Source organism: Bradyrhizobium sp. WSM4872 (assembly GCF_055811715.1).
The window spans coordinates 48,224-67,486 of sequence record NZ_JBVVPT010000036.1 but is presented as its reverse complement, the minus strand read 5'-3'; the positions used below and the strand labels follow the sequence as shown (position 1 = coordinate 67,486).

Annotated in this window: 14 protein-coding genes and 1 pseudogene; 8 read left to right on the top strand and 7 right to left on the bottom strand. The window is 64.7% G+C overall.

Annotated elements, in window-relative coordinates; all coding sequences use genetic code 11:
• Window positions 1–225: 225 nt before the first annotated feature.
• The 4 genes and pseudogenes from AC0L3C_RS32120 to AC0L3C_RS32105 form a co-directional block, all read right to left on the bottom strand.
• Window positions 226–1,869, bottom strand: coding sequence for a lysine--tRNA ligase (locus AC0L3C_RS32120; protein ID WP_473265124.1), 1,644 nt, complete (start codon window positions 1,867–1,869; stop codon window positions 226–228).
• Between the two features lie 116 nt (window positions 1,870–1,985).
• Window positions 1,986–2,174, bottom strand: a pseudogene (locus tag AC0L3C_RS32115) (hypothetical protein); the annotation flags it as partial.
• A gap of 8 nt (window positions 2,175–2,182) precedes the next feature.
• The gene (gene hrpB / locus AC0L3C_RS32110) at window positions 2,183–4,660 is read right to left on the bottom strand and encodes an ATP-dependent helicase HrpB (RefSeq protein WP_473409950.1); all 2,478 of its coding nucleotides are present in this window, start codon (window positions 4,658–4,660) and stop codon (window positions 2,183–2,185) included.
• A 146-nt stretch (window positions 4,661–4,806) separates the two neighbouring features.
• Entirely contained in the window at window positions 4,807–6,123 is a 1,317-nt protein-coding gene (locus AC0L3C_RS32105) for a UDP-glucose dehydrogenase family protein (protein ID WP_473265122.1), read from the bottom strand.
• A gap of 193 nt (window positions 6,124–6,316) precedes the next feature.
• On the opposite strand from AC0L3C_RS32105, the gene AC0L3C_RS32100 reads away from it, so the two are divergent.
• The 3 genes from AC0L3C_RS32100 (at window position 6,317) to AC0L3C_RS32090 (ending at window position 11,550) form a co-directional block, all read left to right on the top strand.
• On the top strand, window positions 6,317–7,384 hold the full coding sequence (locus tag AC0L3C_RS32100) for an acyltransferase family protein (RefSeq protein ID WP_473409948.1): 1,068 nt from the start codon (window positions 6,317–6,319) through the stop codon (window positions 7,382–7,384).
• A 194-nt stretch (window positions 7,385–7,578) separates the two neighbouring features.
• Entirely contained in the window at window positions 7,579–10,641 is a 3,063-nt protein-coding gene (gene polA, locus AC0L3C_RS32095) for a DNA polymerase I (protein ID WP_473409947.1), read from the top strand.
• 273 nt (window positions 10,642–10,914) lie between these two features.
• Window positions 10,915–11,550: a LysE family translocator gene (locus AC0L3C_RS32090; protein WP_473409946.1), complete on the top strand. Its 636-nt coding sequence runs from the start codon at window positions 10,915–10,917 to the stop codon at window positions 11,548–11,550.
• A 149-nt stretch (window positions 11,551–11,699) separates the two neighbouring features.
• Here the strand turns inward: AC0L3C_RS32090 and AC0L3C_RS32085 are convergent, their stop codons facing one another.
• On the bottom strand, window positions 11,700–12,326 hold the full coding sequence (locus AC0L3C_RS32085; protein ID WP_473265118.1) for a glutathione S-transferase family protein: 627 nt from the start codon (window positions 12,324–12,326) through the stop codon (window positions 11,700–11,702).
• Window positions 12,327–12,530: 204 nt separating this feature from the next.
• On the opposite strand from AC0L3C_RS32085, the gene pyrE reads away from it, so the two are divergent.
• Window positions 12,531–13,094: an orotate phosphoribosyltransferase gene (pyrE, locus tag AC0L3C_RS32080; RefSeq protein ID WP_473265117.1), complete on the top strand. Its 564-nt coding sequence runs from the start codon at window positions 12,531–12,533 to the stop codon at window positions 13,092–13,094.
• Between the two features lie 269 nt (window positions 13,095–13,363).
• A complete protein-coding gene (locus AC0L3C_RS32075) occupies window positions 13,364–14,143 on the top strand; it encodes a DUF2865 domain-containing protein (RefSeq protein WP_473285047.1) in 780 nt (259 codons plus the stop codon).
• 122 nt (window positions 14,144–14,265) lie between these two features.
• Here AC0L3C_RS32075 and AC0L3C_RS32070 read toward each other — a convergent pair whose 3' ends face one another.
• Window positions 14,266–14,697 (bottom strand): hypothetical protein, encoded by a 432-nt coding sequence (locus AC0L3C_RS32070; protein ID WP_473409945.1) that lies wholly within the window; start codon window positions 14,695–14,697, stop codon window positions 14,266–14,268.
• A 193-nt stretch (window positions 14,698–14,890) separates the two neighbouring features.
• On the opposite strand from AC0L3C_RS32070, the gene AC0L3C_RS32065 reads away from it, so the two are divergent.
• Entirely contained in the window at window positions 14,891–15,178 is a 288-nt protein-coding gene (locus tag AC0L3C_RS32065; protein WP_473409944.1) for a GIY-YIG nuclease family protein, read from the top strand.
• Between the two features lie 93 nt (window positions 15,179–15,271).
• Here AC0L3C_RS32065 and AC0L3C_RS32060 read toward each other — a convergent pair whose 3' ends face one another.
• Complete coding sequence (locus tag AC0L3C_RS32060; RefSeq protein WP_473265114.1) at window positions 15,272–15,526, bottom strand: hypothetical protein; 255 nt, start codon at window positions 15,524–15,526, stop codon at window positions 15,272–15,274.
• A gap of 205 nt (window positions 15,527–15,731) precedes the next feature.
• On the opposite strand from AC0L3C_RS32060, the gene AC0L3C_RS32055 reads away from it, so the two are divergent.
• Complete coding sequence (locus AC0L3C_RS32055) at window positions 15,732–18,248, top strand: glycogen/starch/alpha-glucan phosphorylase (RefSeq protein ID WP_473409943.1); 2,517 nt, start codon at window positions 15,732–15,734, stop codon at window positions 18,246–18,248.
• 93 nt (window positions 18,249–18,341) lie between these two features.
• Window positions 18,342–19,157 carry an acyl-CoA thioesterase gene (locus tag AC0L3C_RS32050; protein ID WP_473409942.1) on the top strand — a complete coding sequence of 272 codons (816 nt, stop codon included), beginning with the start codon at window positions 18,342–18,344 and terminating at the stop codon, window positions 19,155–19,157.
• Window positions 19,158–19,263: the final 106 nt, after the last annotated feature.

The following is a 19,263-nucleotide window of genomic DNA, read 5'->3' as shown; positions in this document are numbered from 1 at the left end:
AATCCCAAGATGCCGCTCTGAGTCAATCCGCCGCACCAGATATGTGCATGCCCTAGGGCGAAGGCCGGGACCCATACCGCGTGATCTATCAGAGAGTCGCGGTCTTGGTCCCAAAGGCCTCATGACTACCAACCTTCGCCAAATCTCTTCCTGGGGCTATGGGTCCCGGCCTTCGCCGGGACGACCTTGGGGAGATGCATTGCGCTCGTAACAGCAATGCGTTCCTCACGCACTCCGCGCCAGCGCGCCGTCGATCATATTCACCGCGTTCTGCACGCCATACACCGCGACAAAGGAGCCGAAGCGCGGGCCCTTTTCCTGGCCGAGCAGCACCTGGTAGAGCATGTTGAACCAGTCGAGTGTCACGCCGGGACGGCCGTCCTTGCCCTTCTTGACTGGATCGAGGAACGGCTCGCGGCGGCCGATCTCGTAGACGACGTTCTGGATGTCCTCGGCCGAGGCGTCCTGCGGAAGCTGCGATAATGCATCCCGCAAATCCTGCAGCGCCGCGCGCTCGGTCTCGGTCGGTTCGCGGAACGTCTTCGTCGGCGCGACGAAGTCGCGATAATAATTGATGGCATAGCCGACCATCGCGTCGAGCTTGGGATGCGTCTGCGGGCTCACGCCGGGCCGGTAGCGGCCAATGAAACCCCACAGCGTCTCGGCATTCTCCGCATTCGACGACGACACCAGCGTCAGCAAGAGCTGGAACGTGACGGGCATGTCGAACTTCGGCGGATGGCCGCTGTGGACATGCCAGACCGGATTGCCGAGCTGCTGCTTGGCGTCCTGCTTGGCAAAGCCGTCGATGAACTGCTGGTAGTCGTCGACATTGCGCGGGATGACGTCGAAATACAGCCGCTTGGCCGCCTTCGGCTCGCGATACATGAACAGCGATAGCGATTCCGGCGAGGCGTAGCGCAGCCATTCGTCGATGGTGAGGCCGTTGCCCTTCGACTTCGATATCTTCTGGCCCTTGTCGTCGAGGAAGAGCTCGTAGTTGAAGCCCTCCGGCGGCGTGGCGCCGAGCGCCCTCGCGATCGCGCCGGAGAGTTTGACCGAGTCGATCAGATCCTTGCCGGCCATCTCGTAATCGACGCCGAGCGCGACCCAGCGCATCGCCCAGTCGGCCTTCCATTGGCACTTGACGTTACCGCCGGTGACCGGCGTCTCGACTTCCTGGTTGGTATCGGGATCGAGATAGGTCACCGTGCCGGCCGCAACGTCGCGGCGGATCATCGGCACCTGCAGCACGACACCCGTGGTCTTGCTGATGGGGAGGAACGGCGAATAGGTCGCGCGGCGGTCGGGTCCGAGCGTCGGCAGGATGATCGCCATCACTTTGTCGTAGGCAGCTAACATCTTGAGCAGCGTCGCGTCGAAACGGCCGGACGTATAATAGTCGGTCGAGCTCGCGAATTCGTAGTCGAAGCCGAAATGATCGAGGAAGGCGCGCAGCCGCGCATTGTTGTGGTGCCCGAACGACGGGTACTCGTTGGAGAACGGATCCGGCACGCGGGTCAGCGGCTTGCCGAGATGCGCGGCCAGCATCTCCTTGTTGGGGACGTTGTCGGGCACTTTCCGAAACCCGTCCATGTCGTCGGAGAACGCGAGCAGGCGCGTCTTGATCTTGTTCTCGGTCAGCACATGAAAAGCGTGCCGCACCATCGAGGTGCGCGCGACCTCGCCGAAGGTGCCGATATGCGGCAGGCCTGATGGCCCGTAGCCGGTCTCGAACAGCACCTCGTCCTTCGGGCTTTTCTTCAGCCGCGCGACAATGGCCTTCGCCTGCTCGAACGGCCAGGCGTTGGATTGTTCGGCGAGCGCACGCAGATCGCTCGGGTTCGCGGCAAGATCGATAACGGACATCTAAGGGGCCTCCGGGGCGCGGAAAATAGCGATTTCCGGGCAGAATGCAATTTTGTGAGACCCTCATCCTCAGAGCTTGTGACGCTTTTGCTCGTTCGGAGCGGAGTGGGGCTGCTTTATCGCGGTAAATGGCGGGTCTGAGTTCGTCGATGAGCTCTCGCTTCTGCGCTGCGGAGGCGGTTACCTTGCAGGATGTTGTTGGTGAGGGCGCACCAGAGCACGACGGCGTGGACTTTTTCAATCCCGCGCACGGTCAATTGCCGTAGGTTCCAGCTGCGCCAGCGGGCATGGATGCACTCGCATATCTAGCGCCTCACGTCCCGCGCGGCTTGACCCGCCGGGTCGGCAGCGCATTCGCCGGATCTTCCGGCCAGGGATGGCGCGGGTAGCGGCCGCGCAAATCGGAGCGCACGGCACTGTAGCTGCCGCGCCAGAAGCCAGGAAGATCGCGCGTCACCTGCACCGGGCGCTGCGCCGGCGACAGCAGCTCCAGCACCAGCGGCACCTTGCCGGCGGCGATCGAGGGATGGGTGTTGAGACCGAACAATTCCTGCAGCCGTACCGCTATGGTCGGCCCCTGCTCGGCTTCATAGTCGATCGCGAGCACGCTGCCGGTCGGCGCCTCGAAATGCGTCGGCGCCTCGCGGTCGAGCCGCGCGCGCATCTCCCACGGCAACAACGCCATCAGCGCGTCGGAGAGATCGCCGGCGGAGATGTCCTTCAGCGCGATCTTGTCGTAGAGCGCCGGCACCAGCCAATCGTCGCGCCGTGCGATCAAGCCGTCGTCCGACAAATCGGGCCAGCTGTCGCCCTCGGCCTTGCGCAAAAACATCACGCGATCGCGCCATTGTTTGGCTACCTTCGACCAGGGCAGCCGGTCGAGTCCGGCGGCGATGAGCCCATCCGCGAAGATGCGCGCAGTGTCCTCCGAGGGCGACACGGCGAGCGTCGCCTCGGAGAGCGTGATCGCGTGCAGCGCGCGCTTGCGCCGCGCCCGCAGCGCCATCGCGCCGCGATCGAACGATATCTCCTCGACGGATTCGATATGCTCGGCGAAATGCCGTTCGATCTCGTCCTGCGAGATTTGCGCTGCGAGCAGAATGCGTCCGCTCGCCGCCGTGCCCGTCATCTCGCCGATCGCGATATAGGGGGCGCGCGCGAGCGAGGAGGTTTGATCTACGGCAGCACCTCGACCGTTGGCGAGCACGAAGCTGCCATTGCCGCGGTTGCGCGCGACGCGATCCGGGAAGGCGTAGGCCAGCATCAGGCCGGTCGAGAGGCCAGCTTCTCCGGTCGCCGCCTTCTCTGACGCCGCCACCTGCGAGGCCCAGCGCCGCGCGAGGTCGCGCGCGCTTGCGGCTCGCGGGGAACGGTCGCGGCGGAACTGATCCCGACGGTGCTCGAGATCGACGCTGTCGCCGCCGAGCCCGCGCTCGGTGATGATGGCAGCGATCTCGGCAGCGGCTTCGCCCTCGCCGGCACGATGCGAATCCACGATCATGCGCGCGAGCCGCGGCGGCAGCGCCAGCGCACGCAGGCTCTTGCCCTCCGCCGTGATGCGGCCGTCGGCATCGAGCGCGTTGAGCTCGCAGAGCAGGCTTTTTGCTTCCTTCCAGGCCGGCGCGGGCGGCGGGTCCAGAAACGACAGCGCGGCAGGGTCGGCGACGCCCCATTGCGCGAGATCGAGCACCAGCGAGGACAGATCGGCGCTGAGGATCTCGGGCTGGGTGTAGGGCGCGAGCGAGGCTGTCTGAGGTTCGTCCCATAGCCGGTAGCAGACACCGGGCTCGGTCCGGCCGGCGCGGCCGCGGCGCTGGTCAGCCGCCGCGCGCGAGACGCGCACGGTCTCGAGCCGGGTCAGGCCGATGTCAGGTTCGTAGCGCGGCACGCGGGCAAGACCGGAATCGACCACGATGCGCACGCCCTCAATGGTGAGCGATGTCTCCGCGATCGAGGTCGCCAGCACCACCTTGCGCGTGCCCTTGGGTGCCGGCGAGATGGCACGATCCTGCACGGCGGCGTCGAGTGCGCCGAACAGCGGCACGATTTCGATGCTGGAATCCTGCACCCGTTCGGCGAGGAGGTTCTGGGTTCGGCGGATTTCAGCGGCGCCCGGCAGGAACGCCAGCACCGAGCCGGCATCGGCCCGTAGCGCCGAGGCGATCGCATCCGCCATCTGTCGCTCCACCGGCGCGTCCGCCTTGCGGCCGAGATAGCGGGTCTCGACCGGAAAGGCGCGGCCCTCGCTTTCGACGACGGGCGCTTCGCCGAGCAATCTTGCCACGCGGGCGCCATCGAGCGTTGCCGACATCACGAGGATGCGCAAATCCTCGCGCAGGCCGGTTTGCGCGTCGCGCGCCAGCGCGAGGCCCATGTCGGCATCGAGCGAGCGCTCGTGGAATTCGTCGAACAGGACGGCGGCGATGCCCGACAGCTCGGGATCGTCGAGAATCTGGCGGGTGAAGATACCCTCCGTCACCACCTCGATGCGGGTCGCGCGCGAGATCTTCGAGCCGAAGCGGACGCGATAGCCGACAGTCTCGCCGGCGCGTTCGCCCAGTGATTTGGCCATGCGGTCGGCGCTGGCGCGCGCCGCGATGCGCCGCGGCTCCAGCACGATGATCTTCTTGCCCTTGGCCCAGGGGGCATCGAGCAGCGCCAGTGGCACGCGCGTGGTCTTGCCGGCGCCCGGGGGCGCCACCAGCACGGCGGCATGATGCGCCTCCAGCGTGCGCGAAAGGTCGTCGAGCACGGCATCGATCGGGAGGGGCGTGTCGAAACTGCGGGGCAAGGCCTGTCCATTCGTCATGCCCGGCAAAAGCGCGAAGCGCGTCTTCGCACGGAAACCGCCGGGCATCCACGTCGTCACACTAGAAAACAGACGTGGATGGCCGGGACAAGCCCGGCCATGACGGAATTATGCGCGACGTTGGATCGCTAGCCCTGCACCGGCGGCCGGCCAATGCTCTCGTAGACGAAGCCGGCCGCAGCCATCTCCTCGGGGCGGTAGATGTTGCGCAAGTCGACGATGACGGGCTGCGCCATGGTCGCCTTCAGCCGGTCGAGGTCGAGCGCCCGGAACTGCACCCATTCGGTGACGATCACGATCGCATCGGCGCCTTCCGCGCAGGAATAGGCGTCCTCGCAATAAGTGATGCTGGGCAGCTCGCTCTTCGCCTGCTCCATGCCGACGGGATCGAAGGCCTTCACCTTCGCGCCCATGTCGATCAGGCCGGTGACCAGCGGAATCGACGGCGCATCGCGCATGTCATCGGTGTCGGGCTTGAAGGTGAGGCCGAGCACAGCGATGGTCTTGCCGCGCAGCGAGCCGCCGAGCGCCTGGCTCACTTTTCGCGCCATCGCGCGCTTGCGGTTCTCGTTGACCGCCAGCACGGACTCGACGATGCGCAAGCTCACATCGTAGTCCTGCGCGATCTTGATCAGCGCCTTGGTGTCCTTCGGAAAGCAGGAGCCGCCGAAGCCGGGACCGGCATGCAGGAACTTGGTGCCGATGCGGTTGTCCAGGCCAATGCCGCGCGCGACCTCCTGCACGTTGGCGCCGGCCTTTTCGGAGAGGTCGGCGATCTCGTTGATGAAGGTGATCTTGGTCGCGAGGAACGCGTTGGCGGCGTATTTGATCATCTCGGCGGTGCGGCGTTCCGTGAACATCAGCGGCGCCTGGTTCAGCGACAGCGGACGATAGATGTCGCTCATCACCTTGCGGCCGCGCTCGTCGGCGGTGCCAACGACGATGCGATCGGGGAATTTGAAGTCGCGGATCGCCGCGCCCTCGCGCAGGAATTCGGGATTCGAGGCGACGACCACGTCGGCTTTGGGATTGGTCTCGCGGATGATTCGCTCGACCTCGTCGCCGGTGCCGACCGGTACGGTCGACTTGGTCACGACGACGGTGAAGCCGGACAGCGACTGCGCGATCTCTTTCGCGGCGGCATAGACATAGGACAGATCGGCGTGGCCGTCGCCGCGGCGCGACGGTGTGCCGACCGCGATGAACACGGCATCGGCATCCGCGACCGGCTTGGACAAATCGGTGGTGAACTCCAGCCGCTTGGCCTTGACGTTGGTCGCCACCAGCTCGTCGAGCCCGGGCTCGTAGATCGGGATCTCGCCACGATGAAGGGCCGCGATCTTCTTCTCGTCCTTGTCGACGCAGACGACGTCGTGACCGAAATCCGCAAAGCAGGCCCCGGACACCAGTCCCACATAGCCCGTGCCGATCATAGCAATGCGCATGAAAAACCCTGTTTGGCTTGGTTAACAAAATCCCTATTCCAAGGCGGTTTAGCATTTTACCGGGGTGAGGGAACAGCCCGCGTACAAAAAACGGCACAGCACTTGTACCGGTAAAGAAATCGTAAGCAGCAAGGCGGCAAACTGCCCCGCGTTCACGCAGATCCTGGCGGAACACGCCTCAAAAAGAGACACCATGGCACCATCAGGCACAATCGCCGCGAGCGGGGGACTCAAGGCCCCGGCTGCTGGGCGCGTCGATTGGGTCGATTACGCCAAGGGCATCTGCATCGTCATGGTCGTGATGATGCATTCGGTGCTGGGGGTCGAGCTTGCTGCCGGCGAGACCGGTTTCATGCATGTCTTGGTGGCCTTCGCGAAGCCATTCCGGATGCCGGATTTCTTCCTGATTTCGGGTCTGTTCCTGCCACTGGTGATCGACCGGGACTGGCGAACCTATCTCGACCGCAAGGTGGTGCATTTCGCCTATTTCTATGTCGTCTGGGTGACAATCCAGTTCGGCTTCAAGGCCCCCGCATTCGCGGCGGAAACGAGCTGGCGCGACGCCGGCTTGCTCTATCTGGAATCCTTCGTCGAGCCGTTCGGCACGCTGTGGTTCATCTACCTTTTGCCGATCTTCTTCGTCGTCACAAAACTGACACGGCTGGTCCCGCCGCCCGCGATCTGGCTCATCGCGGCGGCACTAGAGACGGCGCGGGTCGCAACGGGCTGGACCGCGATCGACGAGTTCTGCGCGCGTTTCGTTTATTTCTATTCAGGCTATTTGTTCGCGCCCTACGTGTTCGCGCTGTCGGACCGCGCGCGCAATCATCCCGCATGGGCGCTGGCAGCGCTCGCGACATGGGCGCTGGTCAATAGCGGCTTGGTTATGCTCGGCGCCAGCGAGTGGAAATTCGTATCGCTCATGCTCGGCTTCGCCGGCGCCTGCGCCATCATCACGATGGGCACGCTGCTCGCGCGCGCGCAGTGGTTGAACGTTTTCCGTTTCTGCGGCGAACATTCGATCGTGATCTATCTCGCCTTCTTCCTGCCGATGGCGGCGACACGGACGCTGCTCTTGCGCACCGGCATCATTCCCGACATCGGCGCGGTATCGCTGATCGTGACCATCGTCGGCGTGATCGGCTCGCTCGCGATCTGGCAGGTCGCACTGCGCCTTGGCGGCAATTTCCTGTTCGAGCGGCCCGATGCGTTCTGGATCGCGCCGAAGAAGACAGGGCCGGTGCTGCAGGCGGCGGAATAGCCGCCCTCTCGATGTCGTCGCCCGGCTTGACCGGGCGACCCAGCACGCCGAGACGTCAGTGATTGAGCCGAGAGGCCGCGGCGTACTGGATTCCCCGCTTTCGCGGGGAATGACAGTGGGGATAGCAGCGCCACGGGTCCAAAAATCCCCCTCCCAAGGCTGTCAAAGTCCGCAAAAATTCATACATTGCGGCCATGCCCAAGACATCTCCCAAGACATCCCCCAAGACCGTCGCCAAGGCCGAAACCAAACCCGCTGCTGCGACAGCTGCTGCCAAGCCCGTCGCCGCGAAGGCGGCCGGCAAGGGCGACCATGTCTTCCTGGTCGACGGTTCCGGCTACATCTTCCGCGCCTACCATGCGCTGCCGCCGATGAACCGCAAGTCCGACGGCTTGCAGGTCAATGCCGTGCTCGGCTTCTGCAACATGCTGTGGAAGCTTTTGCGCGAGATGCCCGAGGACAACCGGCCGACGCATCTGGCGATCATCTTCGACAAGTCGGAAATCACCTTCCGCAACAAGATCTATCCCGAGTACAAGGCGCACCGGGCGCCGGCGCCGGACGATCTGATCCCGCAATTTTCGCTGATCCGCGAAGCGGTACGCGCCTTCGACCTGCCTTGCCTGGAACAGGTCGGCTTCGAGGCCGACGATCTGATTGCGACCTATGTGCGGCAGGCCTGCGAGCGCGGCGCGAGCGCGACGATCGTGTCCTCCGACAAGGACCTGATGCAGCTCGTCACCGATTGCGTCACCATGTACGACACCATGAAGGACCGCCGCATCGGCATCCCCGAGGTGATCGAGAAGTTTGGCGTGCCGCCGGAGAAGGTGGTGGAGGTGCAGGCCCTGGCCGGCGATTCCACCGACAACGTTCCTGGCGTGCCCGGCATCGGCATCAAGACCGCGGCGCAGCTGATCGTCGAATATGGCGATCTCGAGCAACTGCTGTTCCGCGCCACCGAAATCAAACAGCCGAAGCGGCGCGAGGCGCTGATCGAGAACGCCGAGAAGGCGCGCATCTCACGGCAGCTCGTATTGCTCGACGACAAGGTCGACCTCGAAGTCCCGCTGGACGATCTCGCCGTCCACGAACCCGATGCGCGCAAGCTGATCGCGTTCCTGAAGGCGATGGAATTTTCCACGCTGACGCGCCGCGTCGCCGAGTTCTCGCAGATCGATCCGGCCAACGTCGATGCCGATCCGGGCTATTCCAGCGGCGCCAGCGTCTTCTCGCCGCTTCCGCCTTCGGACGTCGTGCCGGCCCCGGGAACCGGCGCGCCGGCGCAAGCGCCAGTGGGCCAGCGCAACGCATCGGCGAGCAAGGAGGACAAGGCCGCGAGCCCGAAGGGCGCGCCGATTTCTCTCGCCGCGGCGCGCGAAGAGGCTTTGCGCAAGCTTACGGTCGATCGCAGCAAGTACCAGGCCATCAAGACGCTCGCGGAATTGAACGCGTTCATCGCGCGCATCCATGATGCCGGCCATGTCGCGGTCGAGATCCGGGCAAACTCGATCGATCCGATGCAGGCCGATCTCTGCGGCATCGCGCTGGCGCTGGCGCCGAACGAGGCCTGCTACGTGCCGCTGGCGCACAAGCAGTCCGGCGGCGGTGCCGGCCTGTTCGACGCCGGCCTCGCGCCCGACCAGGTCAGGCACAGTGATGCGATCGAGGCGTTGCGGCCGGTGCTGGAATCACCAGGCATTCTCAAGATCGGCTTCGACGTCAAATTCACCGCGGTGATGCTGGCGCAGCACGGCATCACACTGCGCAACACCGACGATGCGCAGCTGATCTCCTACGTGCTCGATGCCGGCCGCGGCTCGCATGCGCTGGAGCAGCTGTCCGAGCGCTGGTTCGGTCACGCCATGCTCAAGGAGAACGAGCTGCTCGGCAGCGGCAAGGGCAAGATCACGTTCGACCAGGTGCCGATCGACAAGGCCGCGGCGCTGTCGGCGGAAGGCGCCGACATCACCTTGCGCGTCTGGCGCGTGCTGAAGCCGCGCCTTGTCGCCGAGCACATGACCACGGTCTACGAGACGCTGGAACGGCCGCTGGTATCGGTGCTCGCGCGCATGGAGCGGCGCGGCATCTCGATCGACCGCCAGGTGCTGTCGCGTCTCTCCGGCGACTTTGCCCAGACCGCGGCCCGCGTCGAGGCCGAGATTCAGCAGATCGCGGGCGAGCCGGTCAATGTCGGCAGCCCGAAGCAGATCGGCGACATCCTGTTCGGCAAGATGGGACTGTCCGGCGGCATCAAGACCAAGACCGGCGCGTGGTCGACCACCGCTCAGGTGCTCGACGAGCTCGCCGAGCAGGGCCACGACCTGCCGAAGAAGATTCTGGAGTGGCGCCAGGTCTCGAAGCTGAAATCGACCTACACCGACGCGCTGCCGACCTATGTGAATCCCCAAACCCATCGCGTCCACACGACCTACGCGCTGGCCGCGACCACGACGGGCCGGCTGTCGTCGAACGAGCCGAATTTGCAGAACATCCCGGTGCGCACCGAGGACGGACGCAAGATCCGCCGCGCCTTCATCGCGACGCCAGGGCACAAGCTCGTCTCCGCCGACTATTCGCAGATCGAGCTGCGGCTGCTTGCCGAGATCGCCGACATTCCCGTGCTGCAGCAGGCGTTCAAGGACGGTCTCGACATTCACGCCATGACCGCATCGGAAATGTTCGGCGTGCCGATCAAGGGCATGCCGAGCGAAATCAGGCGCCGCGCCAAGGCGATCAATTTCGGCATCATCTACGGCATTTCGGCATTCGGCCTCGCCAACCAGCTCGGCATCGCACGCGAAGAGGCCTCCGCCTACATCAAGAAATACTTCGAGCGCTTTCCCGGCATCCGCGCCTACATGGACGAGACGCGCGACTTCTGCCGGAGCCACGGCTATGTCACCACGCTGTTCGGACGCAAGATGTACTATCCCGACATCAAGGCTTCGAACGCCTCGGTGCGCGCCTTCAACGAGCGCGCCGCGATCAACGCGCGGCTCCAGGGCACCGCCGCCGACATCATCCGCCGCGCCATGACGCGGATGGAGGCTGCACTCGCCGAGAAGAAGCTCTCGTCGCAGATGCTGCTGCAGGTGCATGACGAATTGATCTTCGAGGTGCCGGACGCGGAGGTCGAGGCCACGCTCCCCGTCGTGCAGCACGTGATGCAGGACGCGCCGTTCCCGGCCGTGCTGCTCTCGGTGCCGCTGCACGTCGATGCACGCGCGGCGAACAATTGGGACGAGGCGCACTGATTTTTTTCTTACCTCACCCCGCTTGCGGGGAGAGGTCGGATCGCTCTTGCGATCCGGGTGAGGGGGTACAGGTACGACGGCCATCTGATGCGTGGAGAGGGCCCCTCACCCCAACCCTCTCAGCGCGAGCGAAGCTCGTCGCGACCCCGTAAGAACGGGGCGAGGGAGCGCACCGAGTGCGCGGCGGCGAATCGAATTGTCCTCCGAGCAATTGCGCGATGGCGGCGCGATCGCCCGCACATTAAAATCATGCCGTCCCGCACCGGTTCAGCCATGCCCCACACCTCCGCCCTGCTCGGCTTCGCCCTCGTCTGCCTCGGTCTCGTGCTCACGCCCGGGCCGAACATGGTCTACCTGATTTCCCGTTCGATCACGCAAGGCCCAGTGGCGGGCATCGTCTCGCTCGGCGGCGTGGCGCTCGGCTTCGTGTTCTACATGCTGTGCGCGGCGTTCGGCATCACGGCGCTGCTGCTCGCCATTCCCTTTGCCTATGACGCGCTGCGCTTTGCCGGCGCCGGTTATCTGTTGTGGCTGGCCTGGCAGGCGGTGAAGCCGGGCGGGCGCTCGCCGTTCCAGGTGAAGCAGCTTGCGATCGACAGCCCGCGCAAATTGTTCGCAATGGGCTTCGTCACCAATCTGCTCAACCCGAAGATCGCGATGCTCTACCTCGCGCTGCTGCCGCAGTTCATCGATCCCAATGCCGGCAGCGTGCTGGCGCAGTCTGTGGTGCTCGGCGCAATCCAGATCGCGATCAGTGTCAGCGTGAATGCCATGATCGCGCTGGCGGCAGGGTCGATCGCGCTGTTCCTCGCAAGCCGGCCAAGCTGGATGGTGGTCCAGCGCTGGCTGATGGGCACGGTGCTGGCCGGGCTCGCGGTACGGATGGCGGTCGAGGCACGGAAGGTGTGAGGGCTTTTTCACCTCTCCCCGCCTGCGGGGAGAGGTCGGATCGCTCTTGCGATCCGGGCGAGGGGGTACAGGTCTCACGGCCATCTCATCCGCGGAGAGAGGCCCCTCACCCCAACCCTCTCCCCGTAAGAACGGGGAGAGGGAGAAGCTCAATCCAGCTTCGCCTCCATGCCCCGCTTCACCGCCGGGCGCGCCATCAGGGCCTCGTACCAGCGCTTGACGTGGGGAAAGTCGGCCAGGTCAACCTTGTGGCGAGGGTGACGCCAGGCCCAGCCCAGGATGGCAAAATCGGCAACCGAGAGCTCGCCGGCGACGAAATCGCGAGCCTCCAGCCGGCGGTCGAGGACGCCGTAGAGCCGCCGCGTCTCCGCCATGTAGCGCTTGAGGCCGTAGGCGCGGTCCTGCTCGTTCTCGAGCGCGATGAAATGGTGCACTTGGCCCGGCATCGGCCCGAAACCGCCCATCTGCCACATCAGCCATTCATAGACGGGGATGCGGCCCGAAAGCGGTTTCGGCAGGAATTTGCCGGTCTTTTCGCCGAGATACAGCAGGATCGCACCCGACTCGAAGATGCTGACGGGCTTGCCGTCCGGGCCATCCGGGTCGAGAATCGCGGGGATCTTGTTGTTGGGGGAGAGCTTCAGGAACTCCGGCGACATCTGTTCGCCCTTGCTGATATTCACCGGGATCACCTTGTAGGGCAGCCCCATCTCCTCCAGCGCGACGGAGATCTTGCGGCCGTTCGGCGTGTTCCAGGTGTGCAGCTCGATGGTCATTTTCGCGTTTCCTTGCCGAGTTCTCTTGCCCAGCCTTCTTGCCGGCTTGCCCGAGATAGGCATCCACCTACTCCAGAACGTTGCACCACCACAACCGGCGGGCCGGGATGGCCGATCCCTGTTGACGAGGGAAGCCCCCTCTGGAATGTCGGGGCCGTCGCGGATAAATTCCGCCACTTCCAAAAACGCTCCCGAGGGCCCGCCGTGTCTAAATCAGCCTCCCGCGCCCGCCTGTTCGAGATCATCCGCCGGCGCTCCTTCGGCCGCGGCGAGGTGACGCTCGCGTCGGGCCGCAAGAGCGACTTCTACTTCAACCTCAAGCCGACCATGTTGGACCCGGAGGGTGCGACGCTGCTCGCCGAGCTGACCTATGAGGCGCTCAAGGACGACAAGCTCGATTTCATCGGCGGGCTCGAGATGGGCGCGGTGCCGCTCGCCGGCGCGCTGGCGCAGATCTCCTGGATCAAGGGCCATCCCATCGCAGCCTTCTTCGTGCGCAAGAAGCCGAAGGAGCATGGCGCGAAGCTCGCGATCGAGGGGCTGCCCAGGGGCGAGACGCTGGAGGGCAAGCGCGTCGTGATCGTCGAGGACGTCACCACCACCGGCGGCTCGGCGATGAAGGCGGTGGAAGCGGTGCGCGAGACCGGCGCTGAAGTGGTGCTGGTGCTGACCATGGTCGACCGCGAAGAAGGTGCCGACGACACCTTTGGCGCGGCCGGGCTTCCATTCCGCTCGCTGTACAAGGCGTCGGAGTTTTTGAAGGCTTGAGCAGCTAGACTATCTCCGCCGTCGTGCCCGGGCTTGACCCGGGCATCCACGTCTTTGCCGCACCAGAGATCGTGGATGGCCGGGACAAGCCCGGCCATGAAGACGCCCCCCCCGTCCGGCGACACCGCTCCCCCTCAACCGCTCATTTACCATCCCGCTCTATGGTGAATCACGTGCTGAGACCTGATGGTCCCGGCCGGTTGGGTAGCGTCGGGTGGAGTAAGCGTTTGCGTACAGACATGTCCCATGCGCGCCGGCGGCGTCGCGCGATGCTCGTCGCCGCCACACTGGCAGCACCGCTGCTTGCGGCTCCCGCCCCGGTTTCGGCCGAAGGCCTGTTCGACTTCTTCTTCGGCGGAATGCAGCAACAGCAGCAGCGGCCGCAGCGTGAGGTGCCGCAGCAGGCGAGCTCCTATGCCGATCCCTTCACCGGCCAGCAGAATGCCGGAAGCCAGCAATACGTTCCGCCGACACGTTCGGCCGCGGCCGGCGGCTCGGGCCCGGCGTTCTGCGTGCGCAGCTGCGACGGCAAATATTTCCCGCTGATGCGCGGTCTCACCTCGCCCGCGCAGATGTGTCAGGCCTTCTGTCCTGCGAGCGCGACCAAGATCTATTTCGGCTCCTCGATCGACGGCGCAGCGTCGCAGACCGGCGAGCGCTATGCCGATAGCGAGAATGCGTTCGCCTATCGCAAGGCGCTGCGCGCTGATTGCACCTGCAACGGTCGCGAGCCGGTCGGCCTCGCTCCGGTCGATCTGGCGCTGGACTCGTCGCTCAAGCCCGGCGACGTGATCGCCACCAGCGACGGCCTCGTTGCCTATACCGGCATCCGCGTCGGCAACGACCAGGCCGCGGACTTCACCCCGGTCGCCTCCTATCCCGGTCTCACCGCGCAGGTCCGCGCACGGCTCGGCGAGATGAAGGTGGCGCCGGTGCGCGCCGACACGGTGGCGGCGGATGGCCCCGCCGCGGAGATCGTGCGCGAGACGCTGCCCGACGTGACGGTGCCGAAGACGCAGAAGCCGGCGAAGCGGGCGGGGCTGGATTGAAATCCTCATGGTGAGGAGCGCGGAACGCGCGTCTCGAACCATGAGGGCCCGCCTCGAGCAGATCGGCCTTCATGCTTCGAGACGCTTGCTGCGCAAGCTCCTCAGGATGAGGGTTGAGACCGTCACCGCCCGATGATCACGCCGATCACGTTCGGCGCAGCCAGATATTTCTCCTCGATCGCCGCGCGCGCGGCGGCGCGGTTGTCTGCCGTGAGCAGGCCGCGCTTCTCGGCCAGGATCATCCAGCAAAAACCCCACCAGTCGGTGAGCATGCCCTGATCGTCGACGAGGTCATAACCCTGCTCTGCGGCGAAGATGCGCGCATGCGCCTCGTCCAGCGTGTCGAGGAACAGATGGTCCTCGGCCGAGAACAGATCGTCGCTGACGTCGTCGATGGTGTAGCCCCAGATCGACTGGCACACCGCGTTGAACTCGCGGTCGAACTGGTCGTCGTCGACCGCGTAGCGCCGCGCCGCCTGATGCAGCCGCGACAGCGAGCGCGCGAAATCGGCGATCCTGGTGAGGGCAAATCGATCGAAGGCAATGGTGGACATGTAGTCCTCGCGAAGTCTGGCAGACGCTAGATATTGTGTCGGCAACACGCCGAATCACAATGATATATCAAAGACTTGCTAAAGTGTTCTTAATTTGTTCTGATGCTGGCGCGATTGTTGGAGAGCGTCGTCCTGGCGAAAGCCAGGACCCATTACCCCGGTCAGCGTTGCCTTGGCGAAGTTGAGCACACCTATGAGCGCAGGCAGCTACTACGTCTATATTCTCGCAAGCCGTCACCACGGCACGATCTACATCGGCGTGACTAGTCAAATCCGCGCACGGCTTGAATTACACCGGTCGGGTCGAGGCTCCAAGTTCGTGCAGTACAAGATCTTCCGCCTTGTGCACGTTGAAACGTTCGCTACAGCGCAAGAGGCGATCGCGCGCGAGAAGCAATTGAAGTTCTGGAAGCGGGATTGGAAGATCAAGCTGATCGAGGAGGAGAATCCCGACTGGAATGACCGGTCGGGCCTCCTCTGAAAGTCGGGGTAATGGGTCCTGGCTTTCGCCAGGACGACATTTGAATGGGAGCCTTCGCCGGGACGACACCGTTTTTGTAGCGCGCGATCGTCCTCACATCGCCGACATCAACCTGTCCCCACACGCGCTCGCGTAAAACTTGCCGCCGCATTGGCGCTTGATGGCGGCGCAGCGGGTGGCGGGCGTTGCGTTTTGCGGGAGCGAGACGGCGCAGCTCAGGCCGTCGGCGCTACGGCCCATCTTGCCGGCGGCGAAGGCGGCGCTGGAGGCGGTAATGCAGACGACGAGGAAGGTGGCCGCGGCAATTTCGATCAGCCGTCGCATCACAGGTGTCATCAGAGCTTTCATGGACGTCTCCTCCACACTGATGGCTGAATTGGCCGCCATTCTAGCACCAAATCCACGTTTCCCCGTATGCGTCCGGGTTCCCAAATCGGCCCGTTCCTTGCATAATTTTACGCCATCGCAGTGCACGGTCGCACCAGCAATGGTTCCGGTACAGAGGCAAGATGCGTAGGGTCAGTAGTGTTCTCGCGACCAGGAAGTGACGACTTTGCAAGATTCATCGTTCCAGCCCAATTTCCCCGCCGCCAACCAGCCCATCGACGAACTCGCGCTGGCTGAGATCAAGGGCGCGATCCTGGCGAAGCTGCGCCTTGCCATCGGCAAGGACGCGGGCATGGCGACCAAGCACGACTGGTACCAGGCCGCGGCCCTGGCGTTGCGCGACCGCATCGTGCATCGCTGGCTCACGGCCGAGAAACACAGCTACGATGCCGGGCGCAAGCGCGTCTATTATCTCTCGCTCGAATTCCTGATCGGCCGCCTCTTCAGCGACGCGCTGAACAATATGGGGCTGCTGAAGATCTTCGAGGTCGCGCTCGGCGATCTCGGCGTCTCCTTGCCTGAGCTGCGCAAATGCGAGCCGGACGCGGCGCTCGGCAATGGCGGCCTCGGACGGCTCGCCGCCTGCTTCATGGAAAGCATGGCGACGCTCTCGATCCCCGCGATCGGCTACGGCATCCGTTACGATTACGGCCTGTTCCGCCAGATCATCAATCAGGGCTGGCAGCAGGAATATCCGGACGAATGGCTCGGCTTCGGCAACCCCTGGGAATTGCAGCGGCCCGAAGTGATCTACGACATTCGCTTCGGCGGCGGTGTCGAGCATGTCGAAGACAAGGGCCGCGATCGCGCGATCTGGCATCCGTCCGAGACCGTGCAGGCGATGGCCTATGACACGCCGATCGTCGGCTGGCGCGGCCAGCACGTCAACGCGCTGCGGCTGTGGTCGGCGCGCTCGCCCGATCCGTTGAAGCTCGATGCCTTCAACACCGGCGATTATGTCAGCGCCAGCGCCGAGCAGTCGCGCGCGGAAGCGATCTGCAAATTCCTGTACCCGAACGACGAGAGCCCGGCCGGCCGCGAGCTGCGCCTGCGCCAGGAATATTTCTTCGTCTCGGCTTCGCTGCAGGATCTGATCAAGCGGCATCTTGCATCCGACGGCCAGCTCCGCAGCCTGTCGAGCAAGGTCGCGGTGCAGCTCAACGACACCCATCCGAGCCTGGCCGTCACCGAGCTGATGCGGATCCTGATCGACGATCACAATTTCCGCTGGGACGAGGCCTGGAAGATCACGGTCGCCACGCTGTCCTACACCAACCACACGCTGCTGCCCGAGGCGCTGGAGACCTGGCCGGTCGAACTGTTCGAACGGCTGTTGCCGCGTCATCTCGAGATCATCTACCGCATCAACGTGCAGCATCTCGCGCTCGCGGAAGCGCGCGCCCCCGGCGACATCGACTTCCGCGCCTCGGTCTCGCTGATCGACGAGCGGAGCGGGCGGCGCGTGCGCATGGGCCAGCTCGCCTTCGTCGGCTCACACCGCATCAACGGCGTCTCCGCCATGCATTCGGACCTGATGCGCGAGACCGTGTTCCACGATCTCAACCATCTCTATCCCGGCCGCATCACCAACAAGACCAACGGCATCACCTTCCGCCGCTGGCTGATGCTGGCCAATCCGAAGCTGACCGATCTGTTGCGCGAGACCTGCGGCGATGCCGTGCTCGACGATCCGACGCAGCTCAGCCTGATCGAAGCCCGCGCCAGCGACGTCGAATTCCAGAAGAAGTTCCGCGCGGTCAAGCTTCACAACAAGACCGCGCTGGCGCGCCTGATCGGCGAGCGGCTCGGCATCAAGATCGATCCCAGCGCGCTATTCGACGTGCAGATCAAGCGCATCCACGAATACAAGCGCCAGCTCCTCAACGTCATCGAGACCGTCGCGCTGTACCAGGCGATCAAGGACGATCCCAACGGCAATTGGGTGCCGCGGGTGAAGATCTTTGCGGGCAAAGCGGCCGCGAGCTACCGCTACGCCAAGCTGATCATCAAGCTGATCAACGACGTTGCGGAAGTCGTCAACAACGATCCCGCGATCGGCGGCAAGCTCAAGGTCGTCTTCCTGCCCGACTACAATGTCAGCCTTGCCGAAGTGATCATTCCCGCGGCCGACCTCTCCGAGCAGATCTCGACGGCCGGCATGGAAGCCTCCGGCACCGGCAACATGAAGCTGTCGCTGAACGGCGCCCTCACGATCGGCACGCTCGACGGCGCCAACATCGAGATCCGCGATCACGTCGGCGCGGAGAACATCGCGATCTTCGGCATGGAAGCCGGCGACGTGATGATCCGGCGCAAGCAGGGGCTGGACGCTTCCGACGTGATCCGCAATTCGCCAAAGCTCCAGCGCGCCATCAACGCGATCGGCATCGGCGAGTTTTCGCCCGGCGATCCCGGCCGCTTCGAATCGATCGCGCACGCGCTGCGCTATCTCGACCATTACATGGTCAGCGCCGATTTCGATTCCTATTACGAGGCGCAGCGCAGCGTCGATGCGCGCTGGCAGGTGGCGCCGGCCTGGACCCGCGCCTCGATCCTCAACGTCGCGCGCATGGCCTGGTTCTCCTCCGACCGCACCATCCGCGAATATGCCGAGGAGATCTGGAACGTGCCGGTCAACCCGACCACGCCGCTGCTGCCGACCTTGCGCGACGTCGCTGGCTGAATTTCCGCGGGTGAAATCGGTTACCCACGAGGTAATTGCACAAGCCGGCGGTGGACGTGATATGACGTCCGTCATTGAACGCCGGATCGAACAATGCACGCCAAGCTCCCGCACCCTTTCGACGACGCCACCCGCGTCAGCGCCGGCGACTCCAGCTGGCAGGGGCACACCAGCGACGACTATTGGGCCTTTGTCGGCCCGTTCGGCGGCGTCACGGCCGCGACTATCCTGCGTGCGCTGATCGAGCATCCGGAACGTGCCGGCGATCCGCTGGCGCTCACCGTCAACTATTGCGCGCCGATCGCGAAGGGGCCGTTCGATCTGGATTTGCGGCTGGTGAAGGCCAACCGCTCCAGCCAGCACTGGAGCGTCGAACTGTCGCAAGGCGGCGGCGAGGTCGCAACGCTCGCCACCGCCGTATTCGCCGAACGCCGGCCGTCCTGGGAGCACAGGGTGGCGCAATATCCCGATGCAAAGCCGTTCGAAGAGACGATGCCGTTCCCGAAGATCGCGGCGTCCTGGGCCAACCAGTATGAATTCCGCTTCGTCGAGGGCGAGATGCGGATCGGCCCGCCCAAGCCCGAGCTCGCCAGCACTTACTCAAAGCTCTGGATCAGTGATCGCGAGCCGCGCAAGCTCGACATGCCGTCGCTGATATCGATGTCGGACGCCTTCTTCGGCCGCATCTTTCACGCGCGGCGCGAGCTGGTGCCGTTCGGCACGGTGTCGCTGACGACGTATTTTCACACGGACGCCGAAGAGCTCGCGGCCGAGGACATCACGCGCGTGCTGGCGACCGCAGATTCAAAGATCATGCACAAGAGCTACGCCGACCAGAACGCCGAGCTGTGGTCGCCGAACGGAAGGCTGCTCGCGACCACGACGCAGATCGCCTATTTCAAGGCGTGAAGTATCATCCCAGCGTCGGGGGGGGGGGGGGGGGGGGGGGGGGGGGGCGGGGGGGGGGGGCGGGGGGGGGGGGGGGGGTGGGGGGGGGCGCCAAAACCAACGCCCC

Coding starts and splice junctions, on each gene's coding strand:
- AC0L3C_RS32100 (WP_473409948.1), top strand. CDS start 6,317: ATGGCACCATCAGGCACAATCGCCGCGAGCGGGGGACTCAAGGCCCCG.
- AC0L3C_RS32090 (WP_473409946.1), top strand. CDS start 10,915: ATGCCCCACACCTCCGCCCTGCTCGGCTTCGCCCTCGTCTGCCTCGGT.
- AC0L3C_RS32070 (WP_473409945.1), bottom strand. CDS start 14,697: ATGTCCACCATTGCCTTCGATCGATTTGCCCTCACCAGGATCGCCGAT.
- AC0L3C_RS32120 (WP_473265124.1), bottom strand. CDS start 1,869: ATGTCCGTTATCGATCTTGCCGCGAACCCGAGCGATCTGCGTGCGCTC.
- AC0L3C_RS32085 (WP_473265118.1), bottom strand. CDS start 12,326: ATGACCATCGAGCTGCACACCTGGAACACGCCGAACGGCCGCAAGATC.
- AC0L3C_RS32065 (WP_473409944.1), top strand. CDS start 14,891: ATGAGCGCAGGCAGCTACTACGTCTATATTCTCGCAAGCCGTCACCAC.
- AC0L3C_RS32105 (WP_473265122.1), bottom strand. CDS start 6,123: ATGCGCATTGCTATGATCGGCACGGGCTATGTGGGACTGGTGTCCGGG.
- AC0L3C_RS32050 (WP_473409942.1), top strand. CDS start 18,342: ATGCACGCCAAGCTCCCGCACCCTTTCGACGACGCCACCCGCGTCAGC.
- polA (WP_473409947.1), top strand. CDS start 7,579: ATGCCCAAGACATCTCCCAAGACATCCCCCAAGACCGTCGCCAAGGCC.
- AC0L3C_RS32075 (WP_473285047.1), top strand. CDS start 13,364: ATGCTCGTCGCCGCCACACTGGCAGCACCGCTGCTTGCGGCTCCCGCC.
- AC0L3C_RS32060 (WP_473265114.1), bottom strand. CDS start 15,526: ATGAAAGCTCTGATGACACCTGTGATGCGACGGCTGATCGAAATTGCC.